Annotated in this window: 24 protein-coding genes and 1 pseudogene; 15 read left to right on the top strand and 10 right to left on the bottom strand. The window is 72.5% G+C overall.

Going from position 1 to position 22,791, the window contains the following annotated elements; genetic code table 11:
* Positions 1–49: 49 nt before the first annotated feature.
* A complete protein-coding gene (locus tag V1634_RS02415) occupies positions 50–1,015 on the bottom strand; it encodes a DUF3105 domain-containing protein (protein ID WP_331206048.1) in 966 nt (321 codons plus the stop codon).
* A gap of 215 nt (positions 1,016–1,230) precedes the next feature.
* Positions 1,231–1,434 (bottom strand): helix-turn-helix transcriptional regulator, encoded by a 204-nt coding sequence (locus V1634_RS02410; RefSeq protein ID WP_331206047.1) that lies wholly within the window; start codon positions 1,432–1,434, stop codon positions 1,231–1,233.
* 135 nt (positions 1,435–1,569) lie between these two features.
* Between V1634_RS02410 and V1634_RS02405 the strand changes: the two genes are divergently transcribed.
* Together V1634_RS02405 and V1634_RS02400 are read left to right on the top strand one after the other, a co-directional pair.
* On the top strand, positions 1,570–2,184 hold the full coding sequence (locus V1634_RS02405; protein WP_331206046.1) for a hypothetical protein: 615 nt from the start codon (positions 1,570–1,572) through the stop codon (positions 2,182–2,184).
* A gap of 151 nt (positions 2,185–2,335) precedes the next feature.
* Positions 2,336–2,644, top strand: a complete 309-nt coding sequence (locus V1634_RS02400; protein ID WP_331206045.1) for a DivIVA domain-containing protein — start codon at positions 2,336–2,338, stop codon at positions 2,642–2,644.
* Positions 2,645–2,741: 97 nt separating this feature from the next.
* Here V1634_RS02400 and V1634_RS02395 read toward each other — a convergent pair whose 3' ends face one another.
* On the bottom strand, positions 2,742–4,151 hold the full coding sequence (locus tag V1634_RS02395; protein WP_331206120.1) for an FAD-dependent oxidoreductase: 1,410 nt from the start codon (positions 4,149–4,151) through the stop codon (positions 2,742–2,744).
* Between the two features lie 424 nt (positions 4,152–4,575).
* On the opposite strand from V1634_RS02395, the gene V1634_RS02390 reads away from it, so the two are divergent.
* Both V1634_RS02390 and V1634_RS02385 read left to right on the top strand, forming a co-directional pair.
* Positions 4,576–5,787, top strand: coding sequence for an EI24 domain-containing protein (locus V1634_RS02390; protein ID WP_331206043.1), 1,212 nt, complete (start codon positions 4,576–4,578; stop codon positions 5,785–5,787).
* Between the two features lie 184 nt (positions 5,788–5,971).
* Positions 5,972–7,393 (top strand): WGR domain-containing protein, encoded by a 1,422-nt coding sequence (locus tag V1634_RS02385; protein ID WP_331206042.1) that lies wholly within the window; start codon positions 5,972–5,974, stop codon positions 7,391–7,393.
* Between the two features lie 34 nt (positions 7,394–7,427).
* Here the strand turns inward: V1634_RS02385 and nagA are convergent, their stop codons facing one another.
* Genes nagA through V1634_RS02370 form a run of 3 tightly spaced genes read right to left on the bottom strand, consistent with a single transcriptional unit; the run spans position 7,428 to position 10,467 of the window.
* Positions 7,428–8,549 (bottom strand): N-acetylglucosamine-6-phosphate deacetylase, encoded by a 1,122-nt coding sequence (gene nagA, locus V1634_RS02380; RefSeq protein ID WP_331206041.1) that lies wholly within the window; start codon positions 8,547–8,549, stop codon positions 7,428–7,430.
* Positions 8,546–9,526 carry an ROK family protein gene (locus V1634_RS02375; RefSeq protein WP_331206119.1) on the bottom strand — a complete coding sequence of 327 codons (981 nt, stop codon included), beginning with the start codon at positions 9,524–9,526 and terminating at the stop codon, positions 8,546–8,548. Before V1634_RS02375 ends, nagA begins: the two co-directional genes overlap by 4 nt.
* An 11-nt stretch (positions 9,527–9,537) precedes the next feature.
* Positions 9,538–10,467, bottom strand: coding sequence for an SIS domain-containing protein (locus V1634_RS02370; protein ID WP_331206040.1), 930 nt, complete (start codon positions 10,465–10,467; stop codon positions 9,538–9,540).
* Positions 10,468–10,691: 224 nt separating this feature from the next.
* Between V1634_RS02370 and V1634_RS02365 the strand changes: the two genes are divergently transcribed.
* From V1634_RS02365 to V1634_RS02355, 3 genes are all read left to right on the top strand, one after another.
* A complete protein-coding gene (locus V1634_RS02365) occupies positions 10,692–11,477 on the top strand; it encodes a DeoR/GlpR family DNA-binding transcription regulator (protein ID WP_101369278.1) in 786 nt (261 codons plus the stop codon).
* 69 nt (positions 11,478–11,546) lie between these two features.
* Complete coding sequence (locus tag V1634_RS02360; protein ID WP_331206039.1) at positions 11,547–12,224, top strand: hypothetical protein; 678 nt, start codon at positions 11,547–11,549, stop codon at positions 12,222–12,224.
* A 142-nt stretch (positions 12,225–12,366) separates the two neighbouring features.
* Entirely contained in the window at positions 12,367–12,882 is a 516-nt protein-coding gene (locus V1634_RS02355; RefSeq protein WP_331206038.1) for a hypothetical protein, read from the top strand.
* A gap of 18 nt (positions 12,883–12,900) precedes the next feature.
* Here the strand turns inward: V1634_RS02355 and V1634_RS02350 are convergent, their stop codons facing one another.
* Together V1634_RS02350 and V1634_RS02345 are read right to left on the bottom strand one after the other, a co-directional pair.
* Entirely contained in the window at positions 12,901–13,551 is a 651-nt protein-coding gene (locus tag V1634_RS02350; RefSeq protein ID WP_331206037.1) for a response regulator transcription factor, read from the bottom strand.
* Positions 13,548–14,738: a sensor histidine kinase gene (locus tag V1634_RS02345; RefSeq protein WP_331206036.1), complete on the bottom strand. Its 1,191-nt coding sequence runs from the start codon at positions 14,736–14,738 to the stop codon at positions 13,548–13,550. Before V1634_RS02345 ends, V1634_RS02350 begins: the two co-directional genes overlap by 4 nt.
* Positions 14,739–14,891: 153 nt before the next feature.
* Here V1634_RS02345 and V1634_RS02340 point away from each other — a divergent pair, with 153 nt between their 5' ends.
* The 4 genes from V1634_RS02340 (at position 14,892) to V1634_RS02325 (ending at position 18,525) form a co-directional block, all read left to right on the top strand.
* Positions 14,892–15,791 carry a hypothetical protein gene (locus tag V1634_RS02340; protein WP_331206035.1) on the top strand — a complete coding sequence of 300 codons (900 nt, stop codon included), beginning with the start codon at positions 14,892–14,894 and terminating at the stop codon, positions 15,789–15,791.
* Positions 15,792–15,889: 98 nt separating this feature from the next.
* On the top strand, positions 15,890–16,903 hold the full coding sequence (locus V1634_RS02335) for an ATP-binding cassette domain-containing protein (protein WP_331206034.1): 1,014 nt from the start codon (positions 15,890–15,892) through the stop codon (positions 16,901–16,903).
* On the top strand, positions 16,900–17,916 hold the full coding sequence (locus V1634_RS02330) for an ABC transporter permease subunit (protein WP_331206033.1): 1,017 nt from the start codon (positions 16,900–16,902) through the stop codon (positions 17,914–17,916). Before V1634_RS02335 ends, V1634_RS02330 begins: the two co-directional genes overlap by 4 nt.
* Positions 17,917–18,150: 234 nt before the next feature.
* Positions 18,151–18,525 carry a DUF3263 domain-containing protein gene (locus V1634_RS02325; protein ID WP_331206032.1) on the top strand — a complete coding sequence of 125 codons (375 nt, stop codon included), beginning with the start codon at positions 18,151–18,153 and terminating at the stop codon, positions 18,523–18,525.
* Positions 18,526–18,538: 13 nt separating this feature from the next.
* Here the strand turns inward: V1634_RS02325 and V1634_RS02320 are convergent, their stop codons facing one another.
* On the bottom strand, positions 18,539–18,751 hold the full coding sequence (locus V1634_RS02320) for a hypothetical protein (protein ID WP_107257510.1): 213 nt from the start codon (positions 18,749–18,751) through the stop codon (positions 18,539–18,541).
* A 264-nt stretch (positions 18,752–19,015) separates the two neighbouring features.
* Between V1634_RS02320 and V1634_RS02315 the strand changes: the two genes are divergently transcribed.
* Both V1634_RS02315 and V1634_RS02310 read left to right on the top strand, forming a co-directional pair.
* Entirely contained in the window at positions 19,016–19,849 is an 834-nt protein-coding gene (locus tag V1634_RS02315; RefSeq protein WP_331206031.1) for a hypothetical protein, read from the top strand.
* 211 nt (positions 19,850–20,060) lie between these two features.
* Positions 20,061–20,579, top strand: coding sequence for a GNAT family N-acetyltransferase (locus V1634_RS02310; protein ID WP_331206030.1), 519 nt, complete (start codon positions 20,061–20,063; stop codon positions 20,577–20,579).
* 55 nt (positions 20,580–20,634) lie between these two features.
* Here the strand turns inward: V1634_RS02310 and V1634_RS02305 are convergent, their stop codons facing one another.
* Positions 20,635–21,069: a hypothetical protein gene (locus V1634_RS02305; RefSeq protein WP_331206029.1), complete on the bottom strand. Its 435-nt coding sequence runs from the start codon at positions 21,067–21,069 to the stop codon at positions 20,635–20,637.
* Positions 21,070–21,269: 200 nt separating this feature from the next.
* Between V1634_RS02305 and V1634_RS35390 the strand changes: the two are divergent.
* Both V1634_RS35390 and V1634_RS02300 read left to right on the top strand, forming a co-directional pair.
* Positions 21,270–21,467: pseudogene (locus V1634_RS35390) on the top strand (helix-turn-helix domain-containing protein); the annotation flags it as partial.
* A gap of 75 nt (positions 21,468–21,542) precedes the next feature.
* Positions 21,543–22,580: a hypothetical protein gene (locus V1634_RS02300; RefSeq protein ID WP_331206028.1), complete on the top strand. Its 1,038-nt coding sequence runs from the start codon at positions 21,543–21,545 to the stop codon at positions 22,578–22,580.
* Positions 22,581–22,791: the final 211 nt, after the last annotated feature.

The raw sequence follows: 22,791 nt of genomic DNA, 5'->3' as shown, positions 1-22,791 counted from the left end.
CCAGAACACTTAGCGCAAGGGCAAAGTGTTCGCGGGCGGCGGCTGGTCGCTACCGGGTGGTGGTGATCCCGCCGCCGCAGGGCGCGCCGGTCTCGATCGCGGCGGTCACCCGGTACGCCGAGATGAAGGCGCCGATCGCCGGGTCGTCCGCCTCCTCGACGGCGAGCTGGTAACCCCAGGCCTGGAGCGAGATCGGTGCCGACTGCCCCGGGTACGGGCTCATCATCATGTGCGACAGCCCGCGTACCCGATCGATGAGCTTGCCCACCTCGGAGGGGGGCAGGCCCGGCCGGAAGGTGATCCATACCGCGCCGTGTTCCAGGCTGTGTACGGCGTTGCCGTCCTCGATCGGCGCGGTGTAGACGTCGCCGTTGCAGTTCTGCCACCGCTGGAAGTGCGGTCCGCCGGCCGGCGGGGTCATCGGATAGGTCACCGGATCCTGGACGTGGTCCGTCGAGAGTGCACCCGGGTTCGTCTGCCGATAGTTGATCACGCCGGAGAGGTCCCCGCCGCTTGCGTCGTCGCGCTGCTGATACCAGACGAAGCCGCCCACCCCGCAGACGAGCAGCAGGAGCAGCGCCACCCCACCGGCCACGATCCCGATGATCAGCCCGGTACGCGGTCCCGACTTCGCGGGCGGCACCGGCTGGCCGTCCTGGTACGGATACCCGGGCTGGGCAGCCTGGGGCGGATATCCCGGCTGTCCGTAGCCGGATGGCTCGCCGTACCCGGATTGGGGTGCCGGGTAGCCCTGCTGCGGGACCGGCGGCATCCCGTGACCCGGGGGAGCGCCGGTGGCCGGCGGTCCATAGCCGGGCTGTGGCTGCTGCGGCGGCTGGCCGTAGCCGGGCTGTGGCTGCTGCGGCGGCTGGCCGTAGCCGGGCTGCGCGGGTGGCGGCGGTGCCGGATATCCGGGCTGCTGCGGAACGGGTGGCGGTGCGTACCCGGGCTGCGGGGGCAGCGGTCCCGGCGGCGGACTGGGTTGCTGCGGCTGCGGCGGTTCCGGGTTGCCCATGTCTGTCTACGCCTCCCGGCCAGGGGTGTGGGACCCGATCGTACCGAGACGCGATCCGGGGACGGCTTCGGCGGTGTGCGGGTGCCAGTTGGCGGGGTCGAGGAATTCTCGACGGCGCGGCGTACGGACGGCGTACGAGCGAAGACTTCGCCTGACGGGCCCACAGTCCGAGGCGGGCTATCTCCGGGACGTCGGTTTGGAGGCAGGCGCTCGCGTCATCGCTCCTCGTCGTCCTCGCCGACCAGTTCCGGGCGGTGCTTCGCGATCCACTTCTCGACGTCGGCGGCGCGCCACACCTTGCCCTGCTGCAACTCGGCGATCGGCGCCGGGAACGACCGGTGGGACGTGATGGCGTACACGCGTTGCCGGCTGATCCCACCCAGTCGCATCCGGATTTCGTGCGCGCCCATCAGTCGCATGAACGCGACCGTAGGCGCCCGTCAAGAGGCACAAGTCAACTTGTCGTACGTCATCGTGCGGAGTGCTCTTGACGAGTACTGTAGTCACGAGTCAAGGTAGTTCCCGTCGACTGTGCGGCTAGCGGAAGGTTTTCGATGTTCAGCGCTGACTTGGAGCCAACCCCCACCACGCCGAGCCCGGAAGCGACGCGGGCGGCGGACATGCCGGCGGAAGAGGTACTCACGAAGGACGTACCGATGGATGCCCCGGAGGCGAGTGCGGCGTGGGCGGCGGAGCAGGTCACTGGCGAGCTGCGGGAGGCGTACCTGACGGTCGCGGCGGCGGCCGCGCTGCTGGAGCGGACCAGTGCCGGCTCGGTGCATCCGGAGCTGCGGCAGGCCCGCCGCTGCGGTGAGGACGCCCTCGACCTGGCCAATCACGCGGAACAACTGCTCGGTGGCGGGATCCGGCGGCTGCACGAGCGCCTCGGCCGGGCCGACGTGACCAGCATCGGCGAGGTCGCCGGCACGCTGGGCGTGGCACAGACCCAGTTCGCCGAGGTGGCCGAACGGATCGCCGGGCTGCCCGACCGGCTGCGCGGCGCCGGGCAGCGGCTCCGGGACGCGGGCGACTCCGACTACTCCACCGACGCCGTGACCGAGCAGTGGTCGCAGGCTGCCGAGCAACTCGGCCTGATGACGGCCAGCCTGACCGAGGCGGCCGGCGCGCTGGCCTCGTACACCGATCGGCTGACCGGCGCGACCAGCTAGAGCCTCTTCCGGCCGCTGTGGGGGCACGGCGGCCGGGAGTGGGAAAGGGCCCGGGGCGGATGCCGGGCTCCGGCCGGCTGTCCGAACAGTCGGCGGCCGACCCCGTCCGCCTCGGCGCCGCCCACCCCCTACCTCTTCCGGAAGGACCAACGTGGGACGCGAGAAAGTGTCGGCACCGGCCCGAGGGGCCACGCCGAGCCATCCAGCCCGGCAGGCTGTCCAGCCGGTCCAGGTCCGTGCGGCCACGTTCCGTTCGCGGTGGCGCGGCCTCGACCCGGAGCAGGTGTACGCCTACCTGCGCCGCCTCGCCGACGAACTGGAGGACCTGCGGCGGGCCGAGTGCGCCGCCCGCGCCGAGGCGGAGCGTATCCGGCAGGGGCTGCGACACTGCCAGTCCCGGCACGCCCGATGCTGGTTCGTCGACCCGGCCCGGCGTACGCCGAACCGGGGGCCGTGGTGAGCGCAACCGGGCTCGATCTGCTGGGGTGGCAATGTTGTTCAGGATCTATGACCTTGATTCAGTCATCGCCTGACAGCTCAGCGTAGCTATCGTTCGATCACGGGGTCAGCGCATGGTGGAACACGTTCCGCGGGTCCCACCGCCGCTTCGCCGCGCGCAGCCTCGCCGCGTTGTCGCCGTAGTACAGCGTGGACCACGGCAGGCCCGACGTGTTCCACCGCGGATCCGCGAGGTCGGTGTCCGGGTAGCCGATGTACGCGCCACCGTCGACCGGCACGCCGCCGGTGTCGGCGTACATGTCGCGGTAGAACTCGCGGATCCACGCCAGGTGCCGTGCGTCGTCCGCCGGTTCCGCCCACGCCGACAGGTAGAAGAGCTTTAGCATGGCGTCGCGATGCGCGGTGGCGGTGGCGTCCGGTGCCACCGCGTTGACCCTGCCCCCGTAGGAATTGAGGCTGACCGCGCCGCTGACGAAGTTGGGGTCGTCCATTGTCAGATGGCGGTACGCGACGGCGATCTGCCGGTCGGTGAACGGGCGACGCAGGTATCCCGACTTCACCTTCAACCGCCACCCGAACGTTTCGTCCGAGCCCTTGAGCGCCGCCGCGAGCCAGGGCCCACGCTCCTGGGTTCGAGAGGTGGGAGCGCCCACGCCGTCGCCGAGCGCCGCGACGTGCTCGTCGAGTACCCGCTCCGCGTCGGCGCCCGATGCCTGCCCGATCAGCATGATCATGCCCTGCTGGCGGCGGAACAACAGAAACTCGGTGTAGAGGTCGGGGTACCGGTCGCCGTACCGTTCGAACCAGCGTCCGTGGTTCTGCACGAGCCGCGTGAAGGCCGGCTCGTGCAGCCCCTCCCACGTCCACTGGAGCGTGAACGACAACACCTCGGCGGGCGGCTCCGGCAGATCCCGGAACCAGTAACGGGTTACCACGCCGAACGATCCTCCCCCGCCGCCGGTGTGCGCCCACCACAGGTCGCGGTGGGGATCCGTCGGCTCCCGCGTCGCTACCACGCTGCGGGCGTTGCCGGCGCCGTCGACGACCACCACCTCGACCGCGAACAGGTGGTCGACCGCCAGGCCATGACGGCGACACAGGGGGCCGTATCCTCCTGCGGCCACGTGGCCGCCGACACCCACCTCGGGGCACCACCCGGCGGGGATCGTCACGCCCCAGCCCAGGAAGAGCCGCCGGTACGCCTCACCCAGGGTCGCACCGGCCTCCACGGCGAACGCCCGGCGCGCCGGATCGTAGGAGACCCTGGTCATGGCGCTCATGTCGATGACCATCCGCACGGCGGGGTCGTCGACGAAGTTCTCGAAGCAGTGCCCGCCGCTGCGCACCGCGACGCGTTTGCCGGCACGTACCGCGTCGTTCACCGCGCGCACCACGTCGTCCGTCGAGCCGACCAGCCGGATATGGTCGGGCGAGCCGAGAAACCGCTCGTTGTAGCCGCGCCCGGCCAGGTACGCGTACCGCCGGTCGGCTGGCCCGACATGGACCATCGGGCCGCCGATGGTCGCATCGGCGGTCGGGGCCGCGGTCGCCGCGGTGGTTGCCGCCGTTCCCGCCGCCAGCGCACCCGCCGTGACCGCGGCGCGACGAAGCACACTCCGTCGACTGTGGACGCTCATGACACTCTCCCTTTGTCGATCTTTCGACCCTAGAAGCGGTCACGCGGAAGCGACATCCCGCTGCCCACAAGGGCGACGGTGGAGTTACCCCTACCGCCGCCCGGTGCGGATGCCGGGCCGACCCGAGCGGGCCCGAACCTGATCCCGCGCCGGCCGAAGGGGACTGTCAGCATCCGGGATCGGAACTAGACTGCGCGAGATCTCGGGGCCGAGCGGCTGTCCCCACCCCTTCAGGTCGGCCGTTCCGCCTCGACGGTCACGGCTGTCCCCGATACGCGAAGGGTCGTCGAGGCAGATGCGTACGCCCGAGCCGGAACCCCCGATCCGACACCGTCCGACCGGAGTCGACGACCCTGCCGCCCCGGTACCGGACCTCCTCGGCCAGCAGGTCGTCCCGGCCGAGGCGGCGATGCTGGCTCCGGTGGAACCGCCTCTCGTCGGCCCGCAGCGGCAGTGGGCTCCCCCGCAGATGCCGGTCCCGGACCTCGAGGCGGTACGCCGGGCCGGCCGCGCGGTAGCCGACGGAGCCGCCCAGACCGCCGTCTCCGTGGCGTCCGGTGCGGCGCAGACCGCCGCCACGGTGGCGTCCGGAGCGGCCCGGACGGCGCGTACCGCCGCCTACCGGGGCACCCGGCCGATCGTGAATTTCGGTGCCGGGATTGGCTACTTCTTCCGGGGCGTCGGGCGGCTCCTCGCCAGCCCGACGCTCTGGCCCTACGCCGTCGCGCCGCTGGTGCTGCTGCCACTGGCGATGCTCGGCCTCGCGCACACCGTCGAGGCCGCTGCCGCCGCCGTGATCGGTTGGCTCACCTCGTTCGCCGAGAGCTGGCCCTGGATCCACGACACGCTCGGCGCGATCCTGCTCTGGGGCGTACGGATCGGTGTGCACTTCGTCCTCGGCTACCTCGTACTGCCACTGAGCATCGTGCTCGGTGCGCCCTGCTACGTGCTGCTGGCCCGGCGGATGGAGCGCCGGCTCGGTGCGGTCGAGCCGTTCGCCGGGGGCGACGCCGCCGGCCGGGCGCCCTCGCTGTGGCGGGCGTCCGGGGTCGCCGTCCGGCAGGCCGTACTCGTCACGCTGGTGGTGCAGCTCGGCTGGCTGCTGCTGGTGCCCCTGCTGCTCGTGCCGGGGCTCAACGTGTTCGTGGCGATCAGCGCGGTCGCCGTCTTCAACGGCTTCCTGGTCGGGCTGCTGATGCTGGCGATCCCGCTGCACCACCACGGGACGGCGACGTTCCGGGGGCAGCTCCGGGCGGTCTGGCGGCACCGGGCCAGCGCGATCGGGTTCGGTGCCACCAGCGGGCTGCTGCTCGGCGTGCCGTTCACCCCGCTGCGGGCCGTCGTCGCACCGATGGTCTTCGTCGGCGCGGTGCTGCTGCACCGCCGGATGCGCCGGGTCGAGGGCGCGGCGCCCGATCGGGCCGCCCCGAAGCCGGTGCCCGTGCCGGCGGTGCCGGCGCCGGTGCCGTCGCCGGAGTGGGAACGACCCGCACTTCCGCCCGGATAGCCTGCCCTGGGGGAAGTGCAACAGCTCCACTTCGGACGGCGCGCGCCCGATCCTTACCGGCATCGGCGTACGCCGGGGACCGATCGCCGGATTCTGTCGGTCCCGGCGGCTACCGTCTCGTCCGTCGCCACCGCTGGTGTTCCTGCCGGCGGCTGTCACCCCCACCCCGGAGGCACAGACCCCTATGGCACAGGAAACGACCTACCTCGAACTGTCCGAAGTGGACGGTAGCTCGCACAAGTTCTACGAGGTGACCGTCGACGGCCCCGAGCTGACCGTTCGGTACGGCCGGATCGGGGACCCGGGGCAGGTGAAGCGGAACGTCTTCACCAATGTCGACCGGGCCCGGAAGGAAGCGGCCAAGAAGATCGGCGAGAAGGTGCGCAAGGGCTACGCGCCGGCCGTGCCCGGGGTGCGGCAGAAGCGCGCGGTCTCTCGGCGGCAGATCGTCAGCACCCGCTCCACCGCCCGCCGGGCACCGGTGCTCTGGCGCTACGACTCGGGCGCCCCGGCGTTCGGGATCTTCGTCGACCGGCAGGGCTGCATGGTCGGCAACGAGTTCGGTGTGATCACCACGCTCAGCCACGACGCCGAGGTGGTGCAACAATACCGGCTGCCCGACGGGGTCAAGTGCATCGTCGCCGACGACGACTGGCGTTACGCCGGCTGCGACGACGGCAATGTCTACGACATCTCCGGCAAGGTGCCCCGGCTCGCCTACCGGATCGCCCCGGACATCGACATCTACTGGCTCGACATCCACGACGGGGTGCTCGGGGTCTCCGACTCCGGCGGCGGGATCGCGGCGATCGACCACGAGGACGAGTTCATCTGGCGTCGGCAGGGCCACGGCCGGTCCGGCTGGATGGTGCGCTGCGACGCGGACGCCATCTATCACGGCGCCTCCAAGGGGGTGACCAGCTACGACTGGCGTACCGGGCAGCAGCAGTGGCACCGGCCGACCAGTGCGGTGCTGTTCGGCTGGCAGGAGCCGGGCGCGGTCTACGCCGGCACGGTGGCCAACCAGGTGACCCGGCTGAGCAAGCAGGGCCAGTCGGAGCGGATCTACCGGTGCGACGCCCCGATCTACTCCTGCGCCACCGCCCCCGGCGGCGAGTACGTCTTCGCCGGAGACAGCTCGTCCTCGGTCTACTGCTTCGACGCCGCCGGCAACCGGCTGTGGAAGTTGGGCACCGGATGCGGCTCGGCCTACTCGATGCAATACCACGAGCAGCGGCTCTACATCGTCACCACGACCGGCGCACTGGCCTGCATCGACGCCAGCGAGCCGGCGATCCGCGCGGCCGAGCAGGGCAGCGTGCCGGACGTGCTGGACGTGAAGGCGCCACCCCGACTGCCGACGGTGGTGCCGTCCACCACGGTCGAGATCACCCACGACCCGGGCGACGGCGTACTGGTGGAGTGCGTCGAGGACGGCGGCCGGCTGCGGATCCGGGTGCTCTCCGACGGCTACCGCCGGGACTGGCTGGTGCAGTTCCCCAAGGGCATTCGCGAGCCGAGGGCGCGCTACCTGGTCAGCGAGGTACGCGAGGCGGGGCGGGGCGGCTTCTACCGGGCGTACGGCGACATCCGCCGGCTCGTCTGACTGCGAGCATGGTGGGTGCGCCTGCCCGAAGCCGCTACTCGACCCACTCGCCGCCGCGCATCACCTGGACGACGTTCAGGTCGTCGTCCAGCACCACCAGGTCGGCCCGCCAGCCGGGCAGCAGCGCACCGATCCGGTCGCCGAGCCCGACCGCCCGGGCCGGGGTGGTGGCGGCCATCCGGCAGGCGTCCACCATCGGGATCCCGGCCGCCACCGCCGCGCGCAGCGCCGCGTCCATGGTCAGCACGCTGCCGGCGATCGCCCCGGGTGCCGAGTCGGCGGTGGCCAGCCGGACCGTCCCGTCGGCCACCACCACCGGCTGGCCGCCCAGCTCGTACTCACCGTCCGGCATCCCGGCCGCCGCCATCGCGTCGGTGATCAGCGCGGCCCGGTCCGGGCCGGCCACCCCGGCGGCGAAGGCCAGGGTGCCCTGGTGCAGGTGTACGCCGTCGGCGACCAGCTCGCAGACCACGTTGGCGGAGCCGAGCAGCGCGAAGACCGGCCCCGGCTCCCGGTGGTGCGCGCTGGGCATGCCGTTGAAGAGGTGGGTCGCCACGGTCGCCCCGGCGGTCACCCCGGCACCGGTCTGCTCGTACGTGGCGTCGGTGTGCCCGATCGCCGCGACGACCCGCCGGGAGACGAGCAGCTCGATCGCGGCCAGCGCGCCGGGCAGCTCGGGGGCGAGGGTGACCATCCGGACCGTACCGTCGCCGAGGGCGAGCAGTTCGGTCAGCTCCTCCAGGGACGGGTCGCGGAGGAACTTCGGGTTCTGCGCCCCGCAGCGCACCCCGGACAGATAGGGGCCCTCGTAGTGCACGCCGGCCAGTACGCCCTCCTTGACCAGCGGGGCGAACGCCTCGGTGGCGTCCCGCATCAACTCGTACGGCGAGCTGACCAGGCTGGCCAGGATGCTGGTGGTGCCGTGCGAGAGGTGGAATGCGGCGGCGGCCCGGGCCTCGTCGGCGTCCCCGGTGGTGAAGGTGTGCCCGCCGCCCCCGTGGCTGTGCATGTCCACGAAGCCGGGCACGATCCAGTGCCCGTCGCGGATCGACGGATATTCGGCGACCGCCGAGATCCGCTCGCCGTCCAGCTCCACACAGCCCTGCCGGATCACGCCGGTCGGGGTTACCACCTTGCCACTGACCCGGACGGTCATGTCGTCTCCTCGCTGTGCTGGTCGCGGGTGTCGAGGGCGAGCAGGGCGGCGCCGAGGGAGCCGGCCTCGTCGCCGAGGGCCGCGCGGAGCAGCCGGGGCTCGGTCTGGAACGTCAGTCGTTGCCGCAGCGCCACGCCGAGCGGGTCGAGCAGGTCGGCGCCGGCCTCGGCCAGCCCGCCGCCGAGCACGACGACCTCGGTGTCGTAGAGCGCCTGGGCGATGGCGAGCCCGTCGGCCAGGGCGTCGACCGTCTCCCGCCACACCAGGGTCGCGGTCTCTTCGCCGCCGGCCGCCCGGGTGACCACCTCGGCGGCGGTCGCCGGAGTACCGGTCAGCGCCGTGTAGCGCCGGCCGACGGCGGCGGCCGAGGCGACCGCCTCCAGGCAGCCGAGCCGGCCGCAGCCGCAGCGCGGCCCGTCGGGGCGTACGACGACGTGGCCCAGCTCGCCGGCGGCGCCGTGCGCGCCCGCGAAGGCCGACCCGTCGACCACGTGCGCGGCGGCGATCCCGGTGCCGATGGCGAGGAAGAGCACGTGCCGGGTGCCCCGTCCGGCGCCGAGCCGGGCCTCGGCGAGCCCACCGGACCGCACGTCGTGGCCGAGCGCCGAGGGCAGGCCGAGCCGCGCGGTGACCAGCTCCCGCAGGGGTACGTCCCGGAAGCCCAGGTTGGCCGACCAGATCGCCCGGCCGGTGGCCTCGTCGACCACCCCGGGCACGGCGAGCCCGACCGCGACCGGGGTCAGCCCGTCGGCCCGGGCCTTGCCGGCGAGCCCTTCGGCGATGTCGAGGATGCGCTCCACCACGGCGGCCGGACCGTGCTCGGCCAGGGTGTGGTGCCGTTCGGTGTGCGCGACCCGGCCGTCGGTCCGGACCAGGGCGCACTTCATCCCGGTCCCGCCGACGTCGAGCGCGACGACCACACTGCCGTCCTGGCCGTCGCCACCGGTCGGTGTGCCGGCGCCGGTGGTCGCCGGCACGGCGGGGTCGGTCACGCGAGCACCACGGACCGGCGCAGGTGCCGGGGCGCGTCCGGGTCGAGGCCGCGCCCCTTGGCCAGGGCGACCGCGAAGCGCTGCGCCAGGATCAGGTCGGCCATCGGGTCCAGCGGCGGCCGGCCCGCCGCCCAGCCGCCGATCACGGCGTGCACGTTGCTGGTCCGGCTGTGCACGAACGCCGCCCCGGTGGCCGCGATGTCCTCGGCCAACCCGTCGGGTACCTCGCCGAACGCCCAGACCAGCCGGCCCGGTCCGGCGATCGAGATCGGGCCGTGCCGGTAGTCCATCGCCGGGTACGCCTCGGCCCAGGCGCCGGCCGCCTCGCGGCACTTGAGCGCCGCCTCGTGGGCGATCCCGATCGTCCAGCCCCGGCCGAGGAAGGTGATCTGCTCGACCCGGGCGGGGTCGAACGGCAGCGGGGCGCGTACCGCGACCTCGGCGTCGGCGGCCAGCGCGGACATGCCGGTGCCGAGGTGGGCCCGGAGCAGGGCCAGGGCGGTGGTGGCGAACCGGGTCTGCACCACCGAGCGCTCGTCGGCGAAGGGCATCGCGACGCTCTGCTCGGCGAGTTCCGTGGCCGGCGACTCCGGATCTCCGACGATCACGGTGCTCGGCCGGCGCCCGCGCAGCGCGGAGAGGACGTCCAGCACCTCTGTGGTGGTGCCGGAGCGGGTGATCGCCACGATCCGGTCGTACCGGCGGTCGAGCGGGAACTCGGAGGCCTGGAAGGCGTCGGTCTCGCCGTGTCCGGCGTGCTCGCGCAGGCTGGCGTACGCCATCGCCATGAACCAGGAGGTGCCGCAGCCGATCACGGCGACCCGCTCGCCGGGCCGGGGCAGTGCGGCGGCCGAGTCGGCGGCCAGCGGGGTGGCCTGTCGCCAGCACTCGGGTTGACTGGCGATCTCCGCGTCGACGTGGCCCATCGCAGCTCCTCGCGGGCGGGAGACCGCACTGGCGGGGCGGCGCCATGTGACGGCGGACCGGCCTGCGCAATACGGCTCGGTTTGACGATCTTTCGCGCGTCATTCTGCGCGAAAGACATCGGTCGTGGCAACCGCGCGCAGCTTTGCGCAGAACAAAGTTTTGCGGCCGCGCGTTTCGCGCACTATTGTGCACGGAATCTCCGCGACGAAGCTGGAGGCCCGGGGTGGACCGCTATGCGAGATGGAATGCGCTGCTCGAACTGCTGACCGACACCGGTCGGGTCAGCGTGGAGGACGCCGCCGCCCGGCTGGACGTCTCGCAGGCGACCATCCGGCGTGACTTCGACCAGCTCGCCCAACAGCAGATGATCACGCGTACCCGGGGTGGGGCGGTCGCCAACGGCGTCTCGTACGACCTTCCGCTGCGTTACAAGACCGCCAAGCACTCGGCCGAGAAGCAGCGGATCGGTGCCGCCGCCGCAGCCCTGGTCGCTCCGGGGATGGTGGTCGGGCTCAACGGCGGTACCACCACCACCGAGGTCGCCCGCGGGCTGGCCGTACGCCCCGACCTGAACAGCAGCGCGGACGGCGCGCAGCTGACCGTGGTGACCAACGCGCTGAACATCGCCAACGAGCTGCTGGTCCGGTCCCGGATGAAGATCGTGGTGGCCGGCGGGGTGGTCCGGCCGCAGTCCTTCGAGCTGGTCGGCCCGCTCGGCGGTGCGCTGCTCCGCGAGGTCACCCTGGACGTGGCGCTGCTGGGGGTGGACGCCATCGACGTGCAGCTCGGCGCGGCGGCGCACCACGAGGGCGAGGCGTCGATGAACAACCTGATGGTGGCCCGGGCCAAGCGGGTCGTGATCATCGCCGACTCGTCCAAGCTCGGCGGACACGCCTTCGCCCGGATCTGCCCGATCGAGCGGGTCGAGACCCTGGTCACCGATTCCGGCGCCGACCCGGCGACGCTCCAGGCGTTCCGGGACGCGGGCGTCAACGTCGTCTGCGCCTGACCCACCGAGGGTGGTACAGGTATTCGGCCGCCTTGACACGGTAAGGCTAATCTCATTAGCTATACAGCTATGAAGCGTCCTAAGTCTGCCGTGCTCCCGGCGCCGGCCGCCGGCCGTAGCCGTACCCGGGCCGGTGCCGTGCTGCTCGCCGCCACCGGAGCGCTCTTCGTCCTCTATCCGGCCAGCCGACCCTGGAACGACGAATCCACCCCGGCCGGGGCGATCGCGTCGATGAGCTCCACCGCATGGGTGGCCTCGCACCTGTTCGCCATGATCGGCTTCATCCTGCTGCCGCTCGGGCTCCTCGCCCTGCGTCGGGCGGTCGACGGCACCCCGGGCGAACGGCCCGCCGTCGCCGCGCTGCTGACCGGGTGGACCGGCGCCGGACTGGTCCTGCCGTACTACGGCGCCGAGGACTTCGGCCTGAACGCCCTCGCCCGGGCAGCCGCCGACGGCGAGCGGTTCGACCTGCTCGCCGTCGTCGAGGCCGTACGCTTCGGCCCGGCCGCCAGCGCCACCTTCGTACTCGGGCTGCTGGCGCTGGGCGTCGGCGCGGTACTGGCCGCGGTGGCGGTCTGGCGGTCGGGAAGGCTCGCCCGGTACAGCGGGATCCCGTTCGCGCTGGGGTTCGCCCTCTTCCTGCCGCAGTTCTTCACCCCCGCCGCGGTGCGGATCACGCACGGCGTACTGGTCGGGATCGGCTCGGCCTGGCTGGCCTGGGAGCTCTGGCGGGCGGAAACCCGGTAGGCCGAACCGCTCCGCCGATCGACTCAGCCGGAGGGCGGGCCGGGAGGGCGTCTCAGGCCACCATCGGGCGATGTGGACGAACCGGGCATCGCCGTACGGTCGGCTCGACCAACCCGGGTGAGTTGAGGGCGAGGTGTTTCCGATGACCGGACACGACGACCGGCGGCGGTTCCTGCGGCGTGCCGCCGGTGCCGGTGCGGTGGCGATCGGCGCGGCGGTGACCGCGAGCGGCATGGCGGTGGGTACGGGCGAGGCTGCCGAGGCGTCCGCATCCGGGCGACGCCGGCCGGAGAGCCCGGTCGCGGGTACCTGGCGTGGTGTCGTCACGCTGCCGCACGAGGAGGAGGTGGCGCTCTTCAGCTTCCTGCCGGGCGGCTTCTTCCTCTCCTTCGCCCAGGGGATCCACATCGCCACCGGGCGTTGGGAGTCCACCGGGCGGCGCACCGTCACGTTCACCCTCTGGCAGGTGCTGCCCGAGGACCTGAAGGGAATGCCGCCGCGCTACCACGGCGAGGTCCGGGCGCTGCACCACGCCGAGGTACGCGGTGACAGGCTGACCAGCCGGGGCAGCTACCGGGCGCTCGACATCGACGGTAACGAGCTGGACCGGGGGCCGGTGAGCGCCAGGGCCACCCGGTTCGACATCGGCACCTTCTGACCGGACGCACCGGCCGGCTCAGCGGACCAGACCGGCGCGGTGCGCCAGGATCGCCGCCTGCACCCGGTTCGTGAGCTGGAGCTTGGCGAGGAGCCGGCTGACATGGCTCTTCACGGTGGCCTCGCTGAGATGGAGCCGCCGGCCGATGTCGCTGTTGGTCAGTCCCTCGCCGAGCGCGACCAGTACCTCCCGCTCCTTGCCGGTCAGCACGTCGAGCCGGCGGAGGGCGTCGTGGCGGTCCGGATCGGCCGGCTCGGCGAACCGGTGCAGCAACCTGCGGGTGACCTGCGGCGAGAGCATGGCGTCACCGGCGGCGGCGCTGCGGACCGCGCCGGCCATCTGGTCGGCGGTGGCGTCCTTGAGCAGGAAGCCGACCGCGCCGTGCCGGAGCGCCGTCGCCACGTACTCGTCGAGGTCGAAGGTGGTCAGCACGACCACCTTCGGCGGCACCGCGAACCGGGCCAGCGCGGCGGTCGCGTCGAGCCCGTCGGCGCGGGGCATCCGGATGTCCATCAGTACGACGTCGGGGCGCAGGTGGCGCGCCTGGCGCACCGCCTCGTCCCCGTCGCCGGCCTCGCCGACCACCTCGATGTCGTCGTAGGCGTCCATGATGGTCCGGAGCATCGCCCGGACCATCCACTCGTCGTCCACCACCAGCAGCCGGATCACGCTCCGCCCTCCAGGTCCGACCCGCCCGCCAGGTCCGAGCCAACCGCCGGATCAGGGCCGACCGCCAGGTCGGGGCCGGGCAGTGGCAGCCGGGCCGACACCTCGAAGCCGCCGTCGGCGAGTCGACGGGTGTCCAGTGTGCCGCCGACCAGCCGGACCCGTTCGGCGATGCCGAGCAGCCCGTGCCCGCCGCCCGGGGCCACAGCCGGTGCGCTGGTGCCGCCGTCGTCCCGGACCACCAGCCAGAGTCCGTCGCCGTCGGAGCCGACCGCCACCGTGGTGCGGGCGTCGTACGCGTGCTTGTGCACGTTGGTCAGCGCCTCCTGCACCACCCGGTAGACCGCGTGCTGCACCAGGGCCGGTGCGGTGAGCCCGGCCTCGACGGAGAGTTCGACCGCGTGCCCGAGCGCCCGGGACTCGGCCGCCAGCTCGGCCAGGTCGTCCAGGCCCGGCTGCGGGCGCAGCGGCACGGCGGCCCCGTCCCGCAGCACGCCGACCAGGGTACGCAGCTCGGCCAGGGCCTCCCGGCCGATGCCCTGGATCCGGCCGGCGATGCGCACCGCGTCCCGCCCCTGCGCCGACTCCAGCGCGGTGGCGTGCAGCACCATCAGCGCCACCCGGTGGGTGACCACGTCGTGCATGTCCCGGGCGATCTGGGCCCGCTCCTCGGCCCGGGCCTGGTCGATCCGGAGCCGCTCCTCCCGCTCGTTGCGCCGGGCGCGTTCCTCCAGGTTCGCCAGCACCTCCCGCCGGGACGAGAGGTAGAGCCCGACCAGCACCGGCAGGATGCAGAGCGCGACGCTGAGCGGGGCACCCGCGTCACCGCCGTTGGACCGCCAGATCGGCCAGGCCACCGCGGTCACCATGACGGCGGTGAGTGCGACCCGCAGCCGGGCCGAGCGGAGATGGGCGCCGAGGGAGTACTGCGCCAGGATCGTCGCCGGGTACGCCCCGACGACGGCCCAGCAGACCAGCGCGGAGCCGTACAGCAGCAGGGGCCGGTCGCGCCGGACGAGTACGGCGAGCCCGGTGAGCACCCCGAGGGACGCGTTGACGGCCAGCGGGGCGCGGTGGTCGACGATCGGGGAGCCCTCGAACAGCCCGGACTGGAACCCGTCCCAGACGCCGGCCACCGCGCAGACCGCGGCGAAGAGCAGGTCCACGGCGCGGCGCTGGCGGGGACCCATGCCGGCGAAGTCTATGCAGGTTGGTGCGGTGCCGCCTCGGCCGTTGGATTCATCCGTTGGTAGGGCCCGGGGGCGGGACCGGGCGACCATCGGGCGGCGGACCGGGTCATCCCGGCCGATGGCGGCCGGCTCGGCCGAACCTAGCGTCGGGGCATGTCTCTGGATATCCGACCCGAGTCCACCGGCCCTGCCTCCGGCCCCGCCGCCGGCCGGTCCCGGCCCGCCCCGGTCACCGTGCTGCACTGGGTCTTCGCCGGTTTCGGCGTACTGACCGTCGGGTCGCTGCTGGGCGGCTCCGACGTCGCCGTACTGCGGGCGGCGGCACTGGTCGGCTATCCGGTGGCGGCGCTGCTGTCGGTGGTCGCCGCACTGCGCGGACCGGAGCGCGGCCGCCGGCTCACCGTCGTGCTGCACCTGGTCATGGCGTTGGCGCAGTTCGTCTTCAGCATCCCGGCCCCGATCGCGCTGCTCGGCATCCCGCTGTCGCTGACGATCCTGGCGGTGAGCCGGCCGAGGTTTCCCCGGATGTCGCCCCGGACCCGGAAGGTCTGGCTGGTCCTGCACGTCGGCTTCAGCGTCGGCTGGCTCGGCGTGGCGCTCACGATGACCGTACTGGCGATCGTCGGCAGCACCGCCGACTCGCACGCGCTCCGGCACGGCGCGTACGAGGTGTTGCACGTCGTCGACCTGGCGGCGGCGATTCCGTCGATGTTCCTCGCCATCATCACCGGCCTGGTGGTCTCGCTCGGTACGAAGTGGGGCCTGGTCCGGCACTGGTGGGTGCTGGTGAAGTTCGCCATCTCGGTGAGCATCCCGCTGGTGGCCGGGACGGTGGAGAGCGCGCTCGCCGACGAGTTGGCGCTGCGTACGGTCGATCCGGCCGCCGTGCCGGGGTCCACCGGGGTCGCCCTGACGGCCTGTCTCGCCGCGTTCACCGTGGCGCTCTGGGCGGCCACGATCCTGTCCGTGCTGAAGCCGTGGCCGCGTACCCGGTGGGGGCGGTCGGCCGATGCCCGGGAGCGGGCGGCGCGCCGGCAGGGAGCACTTCTCTGACCGAAGTAGCGTGTATAACGCGGTAGCGTGCAAAGCGATGGTACGGTGTCGGTCGTTACCGGACGTGAGGGATGCCGGACACGACCAGAGAGGCCGAAATGGCTGCCGTACTGGAGATCGAAGGTCTGCGCAAGACCTACCGGAGCAGACGCCGGGGCACCCGGCAGGCGTTGGACGGCTTCGACATGCGGGTCGAGGCCGGCCAGGTGCACGGGTTCCTCGGCCCCAACGGCTCCGGCAAGACGACCACGCTGCGTACGCTGCTCGGGCTGATCCGGCCCAACGGCGGCCGGATGGCGATCCTCGGCCAGGAGGTGCCGGCGGCGCTGCCCTCGGTCGCCGGCCGGGTCGGTGCGATCGTCGAGAGCCCGCAGTTCTTTCCGCACTTCTCCGCCCGGGACACCCTCTCGCTGCTGGCCGGAGCCGGCGGCGTGCCGCAGACCCGGGTGATGGAGGTGCTGGAGCTGGTCGGGCTGCGGGAGCGGGCCAAGGACCGGGTCAAGACCTACTCGCTGGGCATGAAGCAGCGGCTCGCGGTCGCCTCCGCCCTGCTGAAGAACCCGAAGCTGCTGATCCTCGACGAGCCGGCCAACGGACTCGACCCGGGCGGCATCCGGGAGATGCGCAGCCTGATGCGCGACCTCGCCGCCTCCGGCATGACGGTGGTGGTCTCCAGCCACATCCTCGGCGAGGTGCAGCTGATCTGCGACTCCGTCACCATCATCTCGCTGGGCCGCCGGGTCGCCGCCGGCCCGGTCGCCGAGGTGCTGGCCGAGCACTCCGGCGGCGGGCTGCGGGTCCGGCTGGAGGCGGTGACCGACCTGCCGGCCGCCGCGGACCTGCTGCGCCGCTCCGGCGCCCGGGTCACCCCGCACGACGACCACCTGCTGGTGTACGAGGTGGACAAGCCGGCCACCGTCACCCGTACCCTCGCCACCGCCGACCTCTACGTCAGCGAGCTGGCCCCGATCACCGTCGACCTGGAGAGCGTCTTCCTGGAGCTGACCGCCACCGCGCCGGTGCCGGGCCAGCACCGCCAGGTGGACCAGTCCGTGGTGGTCGACGGAACCTCCGGGACCGACTCCAGGGCGAACGGGGGGTGGGGAGTGTGAACCTCTACACCACGGAGCTGCGCCGGCTCGCCAAGCGGCGCTTCGTCCGCTATCTGACCCTGGCCGGACTGCTGGTGCTGGTCGCCGTCGCGGTCGGCATGTTCTTCACCAACCAGAAGATCGGTCCGGCCCAGATCGCCTCGGCAGAGCGCGCGGCGGACCGGGACTACCAGCAGAACGTCGCGATGACCGAGCAGTACCGGGAGAACTGCGAGCGGTCGAAGGCGGCCGGCACCGCCACGAAGGAGGGCTTCCCGGAGGACTGCGCGAGCATCCAGCCGACGCCCCGGGAGGCGTTCCAGGGCGACTGGCACCTGCCGGCCACCTTCGACTTCCGCGAGGAGTTCGCCGCCACCGTCACCACGCTCACCGCCGTACTCGCGCTGGTGGCGTTCGTCGGGGGCGCCTCGTTCGTGGGCGCCGAGTGGAGTACCGGCGGGATGATGAACCTGCTGCTCTGGCGACCGCAGCGGATCCGGGTACTTCTCACCAAGCTGGCCGCACTGCTCTCCGCACTGTTCGGCGTGACGGTGCTGGCCGGCGCACTCTGGACGGCGGCGTTCTGGGCGACCGGCAGCTTCCGGGGCAGCACCTCGGGCATGACCTCCGGGACCTGGCAGTCGTTCGGGCTGACCGGGCTGCGCGGGCTCACCCTGATCCTGGTGGCCGGGGTACTCGGCTTCGGCCTGGCCTCGCTCGGCCGGCACACCGCGCTGGCGCTCGGCGGGGTGCTCGGGGTGATGGTGGTCGGGCAGTTCGGCCTCGGTGTCGTACTCGCGATGGCCCAGGTCAGGTTCATCGAGAGCTGGCTGCTGCCGACGTACCTGCTGGCCTGGATGGACAAGGAGGTCACGTTGAAGGACTGGGACGCCTGCCAGGTGACGTTCACCGGCGACTGCGAACCGCTGACCAAGGACATCACCTGGCAGAACTCGTCGGTGCTGCTCGCCGTCGGGCTGGTGCTGGTGCTCGGCGGGGCGATCTGGTCGATGCGGCGGCGGGACATCACCTGACCCGGCACGGCGGCGGGTGACGGGGGACGGGGGCGGCGGCCGGGGGGCGCCGCCCCCGGCGGCCCGCCTCGGAAGGGTGTTGAACAGCGCAGGGTGTTGAACGGCGGTACGGCGCTCCGGCCGGGGACGGTCGGAGGTGACGGTTGTCGCCCGTGCCGACCGGTGCGGTCCCGGCCGGGCCTCGGTAGGCTGGTGAATCCCAGGTCGTGCCGTGTCTACCCCCGGAGGAGCGCCATGCGGAACGCCTCTGCTCCGGCCGACGACGAGGCGGACGACGCCGGGCACGCCGAGGTCGCGCACGTCCCGCAGCCGCGCTCCGCGCCCGGTGCCGAGGCGCCGGAGGTACCCGGGATTCCCGCCCCGGCCGCGCCGGCCGACCCCGCACTCTCCGAGCGGGAGCGCGAGATCCTCGCCTTCGAACGGCGCTGGTGGAAGCATGCCGGCGCCAAGGAGCAGGCGATCCGGGACGCGTTCGACCTCTCCGCCACCCGCTACTACCAGATCCTCAACGCGCTGCTGGACAATCCGGCCGCGCTGGAGGCCGAGCCGATGCTGGTCGCCCGGCTCCGGCGGCTGCGCGCGGCCCGCAGCCGCAACCGCCGCCGCTGAGCGTCTGGCCCGGTTACTTCTCGTACGTGCGCAGCCCGTTGCCGAGCGCGATGAAGGTCGGCGCCCACTCGCCGATGAAGATGCCCCAGCGGTCGGCCCGGTCGATTCCGGCGCTCTCCATCTGCTTCGACAGGCACCAGCTCAGGAACGACAGCCCGATGCTGGCCGCCCCCGCCATGTACATGTGTTCGGCCCGCAGGCCCATCCGGTGCAGGTGTTCCAACATCTGCGTCCCCCCTCGCGGTCAAGCCCTCGTCACCGACGCTACCGTCAGTAATCGCTGCTGGTTGGTGAGTTGCTCGGATGGGTCGGCGCAGCCGGCCCCATGTCTCACGGCGGCCCGCGCGTCGGCCCGCGCGTCCGGCAGCGACCCGTCGATTCCTGCCGGACCGGGCGTCGATTCGCGGTAGACAGGAGGGGAGAACCACCCGTCGGACCGCCGGGAGCCGCCGATGACACCGCCAGGCCGGGACCAGCCGGAGCCGCGCCGATGATGCTGGTCCGGTCGGCCTCGGCTCCCGTGCCGGGGCGGCTGGAGAACGAGGACCACGTCTTCCGGTACGGCGACCTGGTCGGCGTACTCGACGGGGCGACCGTGCCGGACGGCTTCGACACCGGCTGCGTACACGGACCGGGCTGGTACGTCCGGCGGCTCGCGGCGCGGCTCGGGCTGGCCGCCGCCGACCGGCCGGGCGCCGCGCTGACCGGCAACCTCGCCGCCGCGATCCTGGCGGTACGCGCCGACCACGGCGGCGCCTGCGACCTCGACCATCCCGGTACCCCGTCGGCGACGGTCTGCCTGCTGCGGCACGGTGGCGATCACGTCGACTACCTGGTGCTCTGCGACAGCCCGCTGGTGCTCGACCTCGGTGCGCGGGTCCAGGTGATCTCCGACGAGCGGTTGCGGACGGCAATGGCCGACCTGCGGCAGAAGGCGGAGCTGGCCCGGGTCGGCGGCGAGGCGGACCCGGCGACCCGGTTCCGCCGGGCGGTGGCGTTGCAGCGGGAGCAGATGAACCGGACCCACGGCTACTGGGTGGCGGCGGCGAACCCGGACGCGGCGTACCACGCCGTCGCCGGCAGCCTGCCGCTGCACGGGCCGGAGCGGGTACGCCGGGCCGCACTGCTCACCGACGGTGCCTCGGTCGCGGTCGAGCAGTTCGGGCTCTTCGACTGGCGTGGCCTGCTCGACCTGCTCAGCGAGGCCGGGCCGGGCGAGCTGATCCGCCGGGTCCGGCTGGTCGAGGCCGGGGACGGCCAGCGCCGCAGCGGCTTCAAGCGGCACGACGACGCGACCGCCGTACTCTGCGAGTTCGAAGACTGAGCGCCGGTCCGGGTCGGGTGGCACCGATCGCTCCGCCATTCCCGATTTCGCCACTGATGTCCTGGTTGGTGCGGGTCGGCCGGCCGGCGCCGCGGGCGGCACGACCAGCCAGTCGGTGAGGGGGTCGCCCGGTCGGGGCGGGGTGGCCCGAACGGAGCGGGTCTGCCAAACCAGTGGACGCGACGGCGACGCGGCGAGAAACATCGGGATCGTGACCCGTGAGATACGGCTGACGCCGGTAGACGAGCAGAATCTCGAACCGCTGCTGTCGGTGGCGGTCGCCGAGACCGAGCCGGACGAGGTGATGCCGCCGGTCGAGGCGCCCGCCGGCTGGTCGCAGGCCCGGCGCGACGCGTTCCGGGAGTTCCACCGGGCGAACTTCGGCGGCCTGGGCGGCCCGACCGGCAGCCTGATGTACGCGATCGTCCAGGACGGCGACGTGGTGGGGATGGCCCGGCTGGGCCGGCACGCCGAGCCGGGCACCCTGGAGACCGGGATGTGGCTCGGCAAGTCCAGCCGGGGGCAGGGGATCGGACTGATCGCACTGCGACTGCTGCTCGCCGAGGCGATCGAGGCCGGCGCCCGGCGGGTGGTGGCCGAGACGAGGGCGGACAACCTGCCGGCCCTGCACCTGCTGCGGCGGTGCGGCGCGGTGCTGGGTCAGGACGGCGGGGCGGTCCGGGCCGAGATCCGGCTCGGCGTCGGGGAGGACGCGGTCGGGGTCTGGTGACCCGGACCCCGATCCGCCGCGAGCGCGACGGCGGATCAGTCGAGCAGCAGCGTGTTCAGTCGAGCAGCAGCGTGTAGCCCAGGGTCAGCACGATCAGGGTCGCCGGGATGGCCAGCACGTGCGGGGCGACGAGGGTACGCCAGAATCCCGGCACCTCGTCCTGGTACTCCGCCACGCCCATATCCAGCGGCCGTACGTCGGGAGCCTCGGCACCGTCGAGCAGCCGGCGGGCGACCGCCGCGTGCAGCCGCCGGAAGAGCCGCTCCTGGCGCAGGTAGTAGGCGTCCAGTCCCCAGAAGATCACGGCGGGCGCCAGTGCCACGACCGCGAGCAGGCGTAGGTTCCGGCCCTGCGTGCCGAGCACGGTGAACACGATGGACACCAGCGTGACGGACCAGCCCCGGATGACGAACGAGTGCTGGGACATCCGGGCGATCGTCGCCTGCACGTCGGCGAGGTGGCGCAGCCGGAGTTCGTCCTCGTCCGCCAAGTACGCCTCCTGAGGGTCGCCGGCACGCTTCACCTGGTGCACCGGCCGGGGGTGTCATCACAGTAACGGAGATCCACAGTAGCGGAGATCCACAGCGGCGGTGTGAACGGACATCGCGTTCGTGGCCGGCGCCGTTTGTGCTCGGCGGATAGTGTTGTCCACATCCTTTCCGGCCGGACAATGGAAACGCGGTGGTGGCCATGGTGGACGAGGTGCCTGGTCCGATAACGTTCGCCGGAGAACTCCGCCGGCGGCGAACCGGAGAGGGAGTCAGCCTCACGGAGTTGGCCGGACGGATCAACTACAGCAAGAGCCATCTGAGCAAGATCGAATCGGGTGCCAAACGGCCCAGTGTGGACCTGGCGCGTCGATGCGATCAGGAGCTGAATGCCGATGGTGCCCTCGCCCGTCTGGTCGACGCACCGTCGTACGATCCGCCGCCGGAGACAGCGACTCCGAGCGAGGTCTGGGTTATGCGGATGAATGCGGACGGCAGTGGCGAATTCACGGCTTTCGACCGGCGTACGGTGTTGACCGCCGCAGCCTCGATGATGAGTTGGGCGATTATTCCGGCACGGGGGCGCCCGCAGGCGGCGGATTTCGCCCTGCCGACGTTCCGGACCTGGCTCGACCAGATGCGCCTGCTCGGCCAGGGGGTCGACCCGGCGACGATGATCCACATGCTGGTCGGGGCCACCAACAGCATCCGGGCACTCGCCGCCGAGGCGCGGGGCGAGACCCGGACCTCCGCGCTGCGCCTGGCGGCCCGGTTCGCGGAATACACCGGCTGGATGGCTCAGGAGCAGGGCGACGAGGGGGCGGCGTGGTGGTGGACCCAGCGCGCCGTCGAACTCGCCACCACCGGCGGGGACGACGAACTGCCCGCCTACGCCCTGGTCCGCCGGGCGGAGTTGGCGCTCTACCGGGACGACTCCCGCTCGGTGGTGGCCCTCGCCGAGCAGGCGGAACAGCGGGCGTCCAGCAACCGGGTCGCCGCCTTCGCCGCCCAGCGCGCCGCCCAGGGGTACGCGCTCGCCGGTGACGAGCGGGCCTGTCGCCAGGCGCTCGACCGGGCGGCGACGCTGATGGCGCACGCGGCCGGCGAGACGACCACCGAACCGGCGCTGGGCAGCCTCACCATGCGCGACCCGGTCGCCTTCACCACCGGCTGGTGTCTGTTCGACCTCGGGCGACCGGCCGAGTCCGCCGAGATCCTCGGCGCCGAACTCGACCGGCTTCCCGCCACCATGCACCGGACCCGCTCCCGGTACGGCGCCCGCCTCGCGCTCGCGTTGGCCAGCAGCGGAGAACTCGAACGGGCCTGCGAGGTCCTCCGGTCGGTGCTGGAGCAGGCTTCTACTGTCGACTCCGCGACTGTCCGGCACGACCTGCGGCACCTCAGCCGAACGTTGCGACGCTGGCGTACCGAAGGTGCGGTCAGCGAGGCCATGCCGCTCCTTCTGGACGTCCTTCGCAGCGACAATCAGCCACCTTCGGACTACCGCTTGTAATACGGCGGAGACGTTACCGCTGCCGACCGGTTCGTGGCCGGGCCGTCCCGGCCACGTCGGCTTCCGCTCGTTCGCCGTTGTCCGCCCGCAAGGGTGAGGACAACATATTGCTAGTCGCATGCCGCGCTGCCAGTCTGAAATGCGGCGGACGGCGTCGGTCCGCTAGTCGTGCATGACGGCGCGCATTGCGTGGCATCTATCGGCAATTGGC

Origin of the sequence: Plantactinospora veratri (assembly GCF_036421995.1) — a bacterium.
Taxonomy (GTDB): domain Bacteria; phylum Actinomycetota; class Actinomycetes; order Mycobacteriales; family Micromonosporaceae; genus Plantactinospora; species Plantactinospora veratri.
The sequence above is the reverse complement of the archived record's forward strand: the minus strand, read 5'-3'. Positions and strand labels throughout refer to the sequence as shown.

Coding starts and splice junctions, on each gene's coding strand:
- V1634_RS02415 (WP_331206048.1), bottom strand. CDS start 1,015: ATGGGCAACCCGGAACCGCCGCAGCCGCAGCAACCCAGTCCGCCGCCG.
- V1634_RS02410 (WP_331206047.1), bottom strand. CDS start 1,434: ATGCGACTGATGGGCGCGCACGAAATCCGGATGCGACTGGGTGGGATC.
- V1634_RS02405 (WP_331206046.1), top strand. CDS start 1,570: ATGTTCAGCGCTGACTTGGAGCCAACCCCCACCACGCCGAGCCCGGAA.
- V1634_RS02395 (WP_331206120.1), bottom strand. CDS start 4,151: ATGGTCCATGTCGGGCCAGCCGACCGGCGGTACGCGTACCTGGCCGGG.
- V1634_RS02390 (WP_331206043.1), top strand. CDS start 4,576: ATGCGTACGCCCGAGCCGGAACCCCCGATCCGACACCGTCCGACCGGA.
- V1634_RS02385 (WP_331206042.1), top strand. CDS start 5,972: ATGGCACAGGAAACGACCTACCTCGAACTGTCCGAAGTGGACGGTAGC.
- nagA (WP_331206041.1), bottom strand. CDS start 8,549: ATGACCGTCCGGGTCAGTGGCAAGGTGGTAACCCCGACCGGCGTGATC.
- V1634_RS02370 (WP_331206040.1), bottom strand. CDS start 10,467: ATGGGCCACGTCGACGCGGAGATCGCCAGTCAACCCGAGTGCTGGCGA.
- V1634_RS02360 (WP_331206039.1), top strand. CDS start 11,547: ATGAAGCGTCCTAAGTCTGCCGTGCTCCCGGCGCCGGCCGCCGGCCGT.
- V1634_RS02355 (WP_331206038.1), top strand. CDS start 12,367: ATGACCGGACACGACGACCGGCGGCGGTTCCTGCGGCGTGCCGCCGGT.
- V1634_RS02345 (WP_331206036.1), bottom strand. CDS start 14,738: ATGGGTCCCCGCCAGCGCCGCGCCGTGGACCTGCTCTTCGCCGCGGTC.
- V1634_RS02340 (WP_331206035.1), top strand. CDS start 14,892: ATGTCTCTGGATATCCGACCCGAGTCCACCGGCCCTGCCTCCGGCCCC.
- V1634_RS02335 (WP_331206034.1), top strand. CDS start 15,890: ATGGCTGCCGTACTGGAGATCGAAGGTCTGCGCAAGACCTACCGGAGC.
- V1634_RS02325 (WP_331206032.1), top strand. CDS start 18,151: ATGCGGAACGCCTCTGCTCCGGCCGACGACGAGGCGGACGACGCCGGG.
- V1634_RS02320 (WP_107257510.1), bottom strand. CDS start 18,751: ATGTTGGAACACCTGCACCGGATGGGCCTGCGGGCCGAACACATGTAC.
- V1634_RS02315 (WP_331206031.1), top strand. CDS start 19,016: ATGATGCTGGTCCGGTCGGCCTCGGCTCCCGTGCCGGGGCGGCTGGAG.
- V1634_RS02300 (WP_331206028.1), top strand. CDS start 21,543: ATGCGGATGAATGCGGACGGCAGTGGCGAATTCACGGCTTTCGACCGG.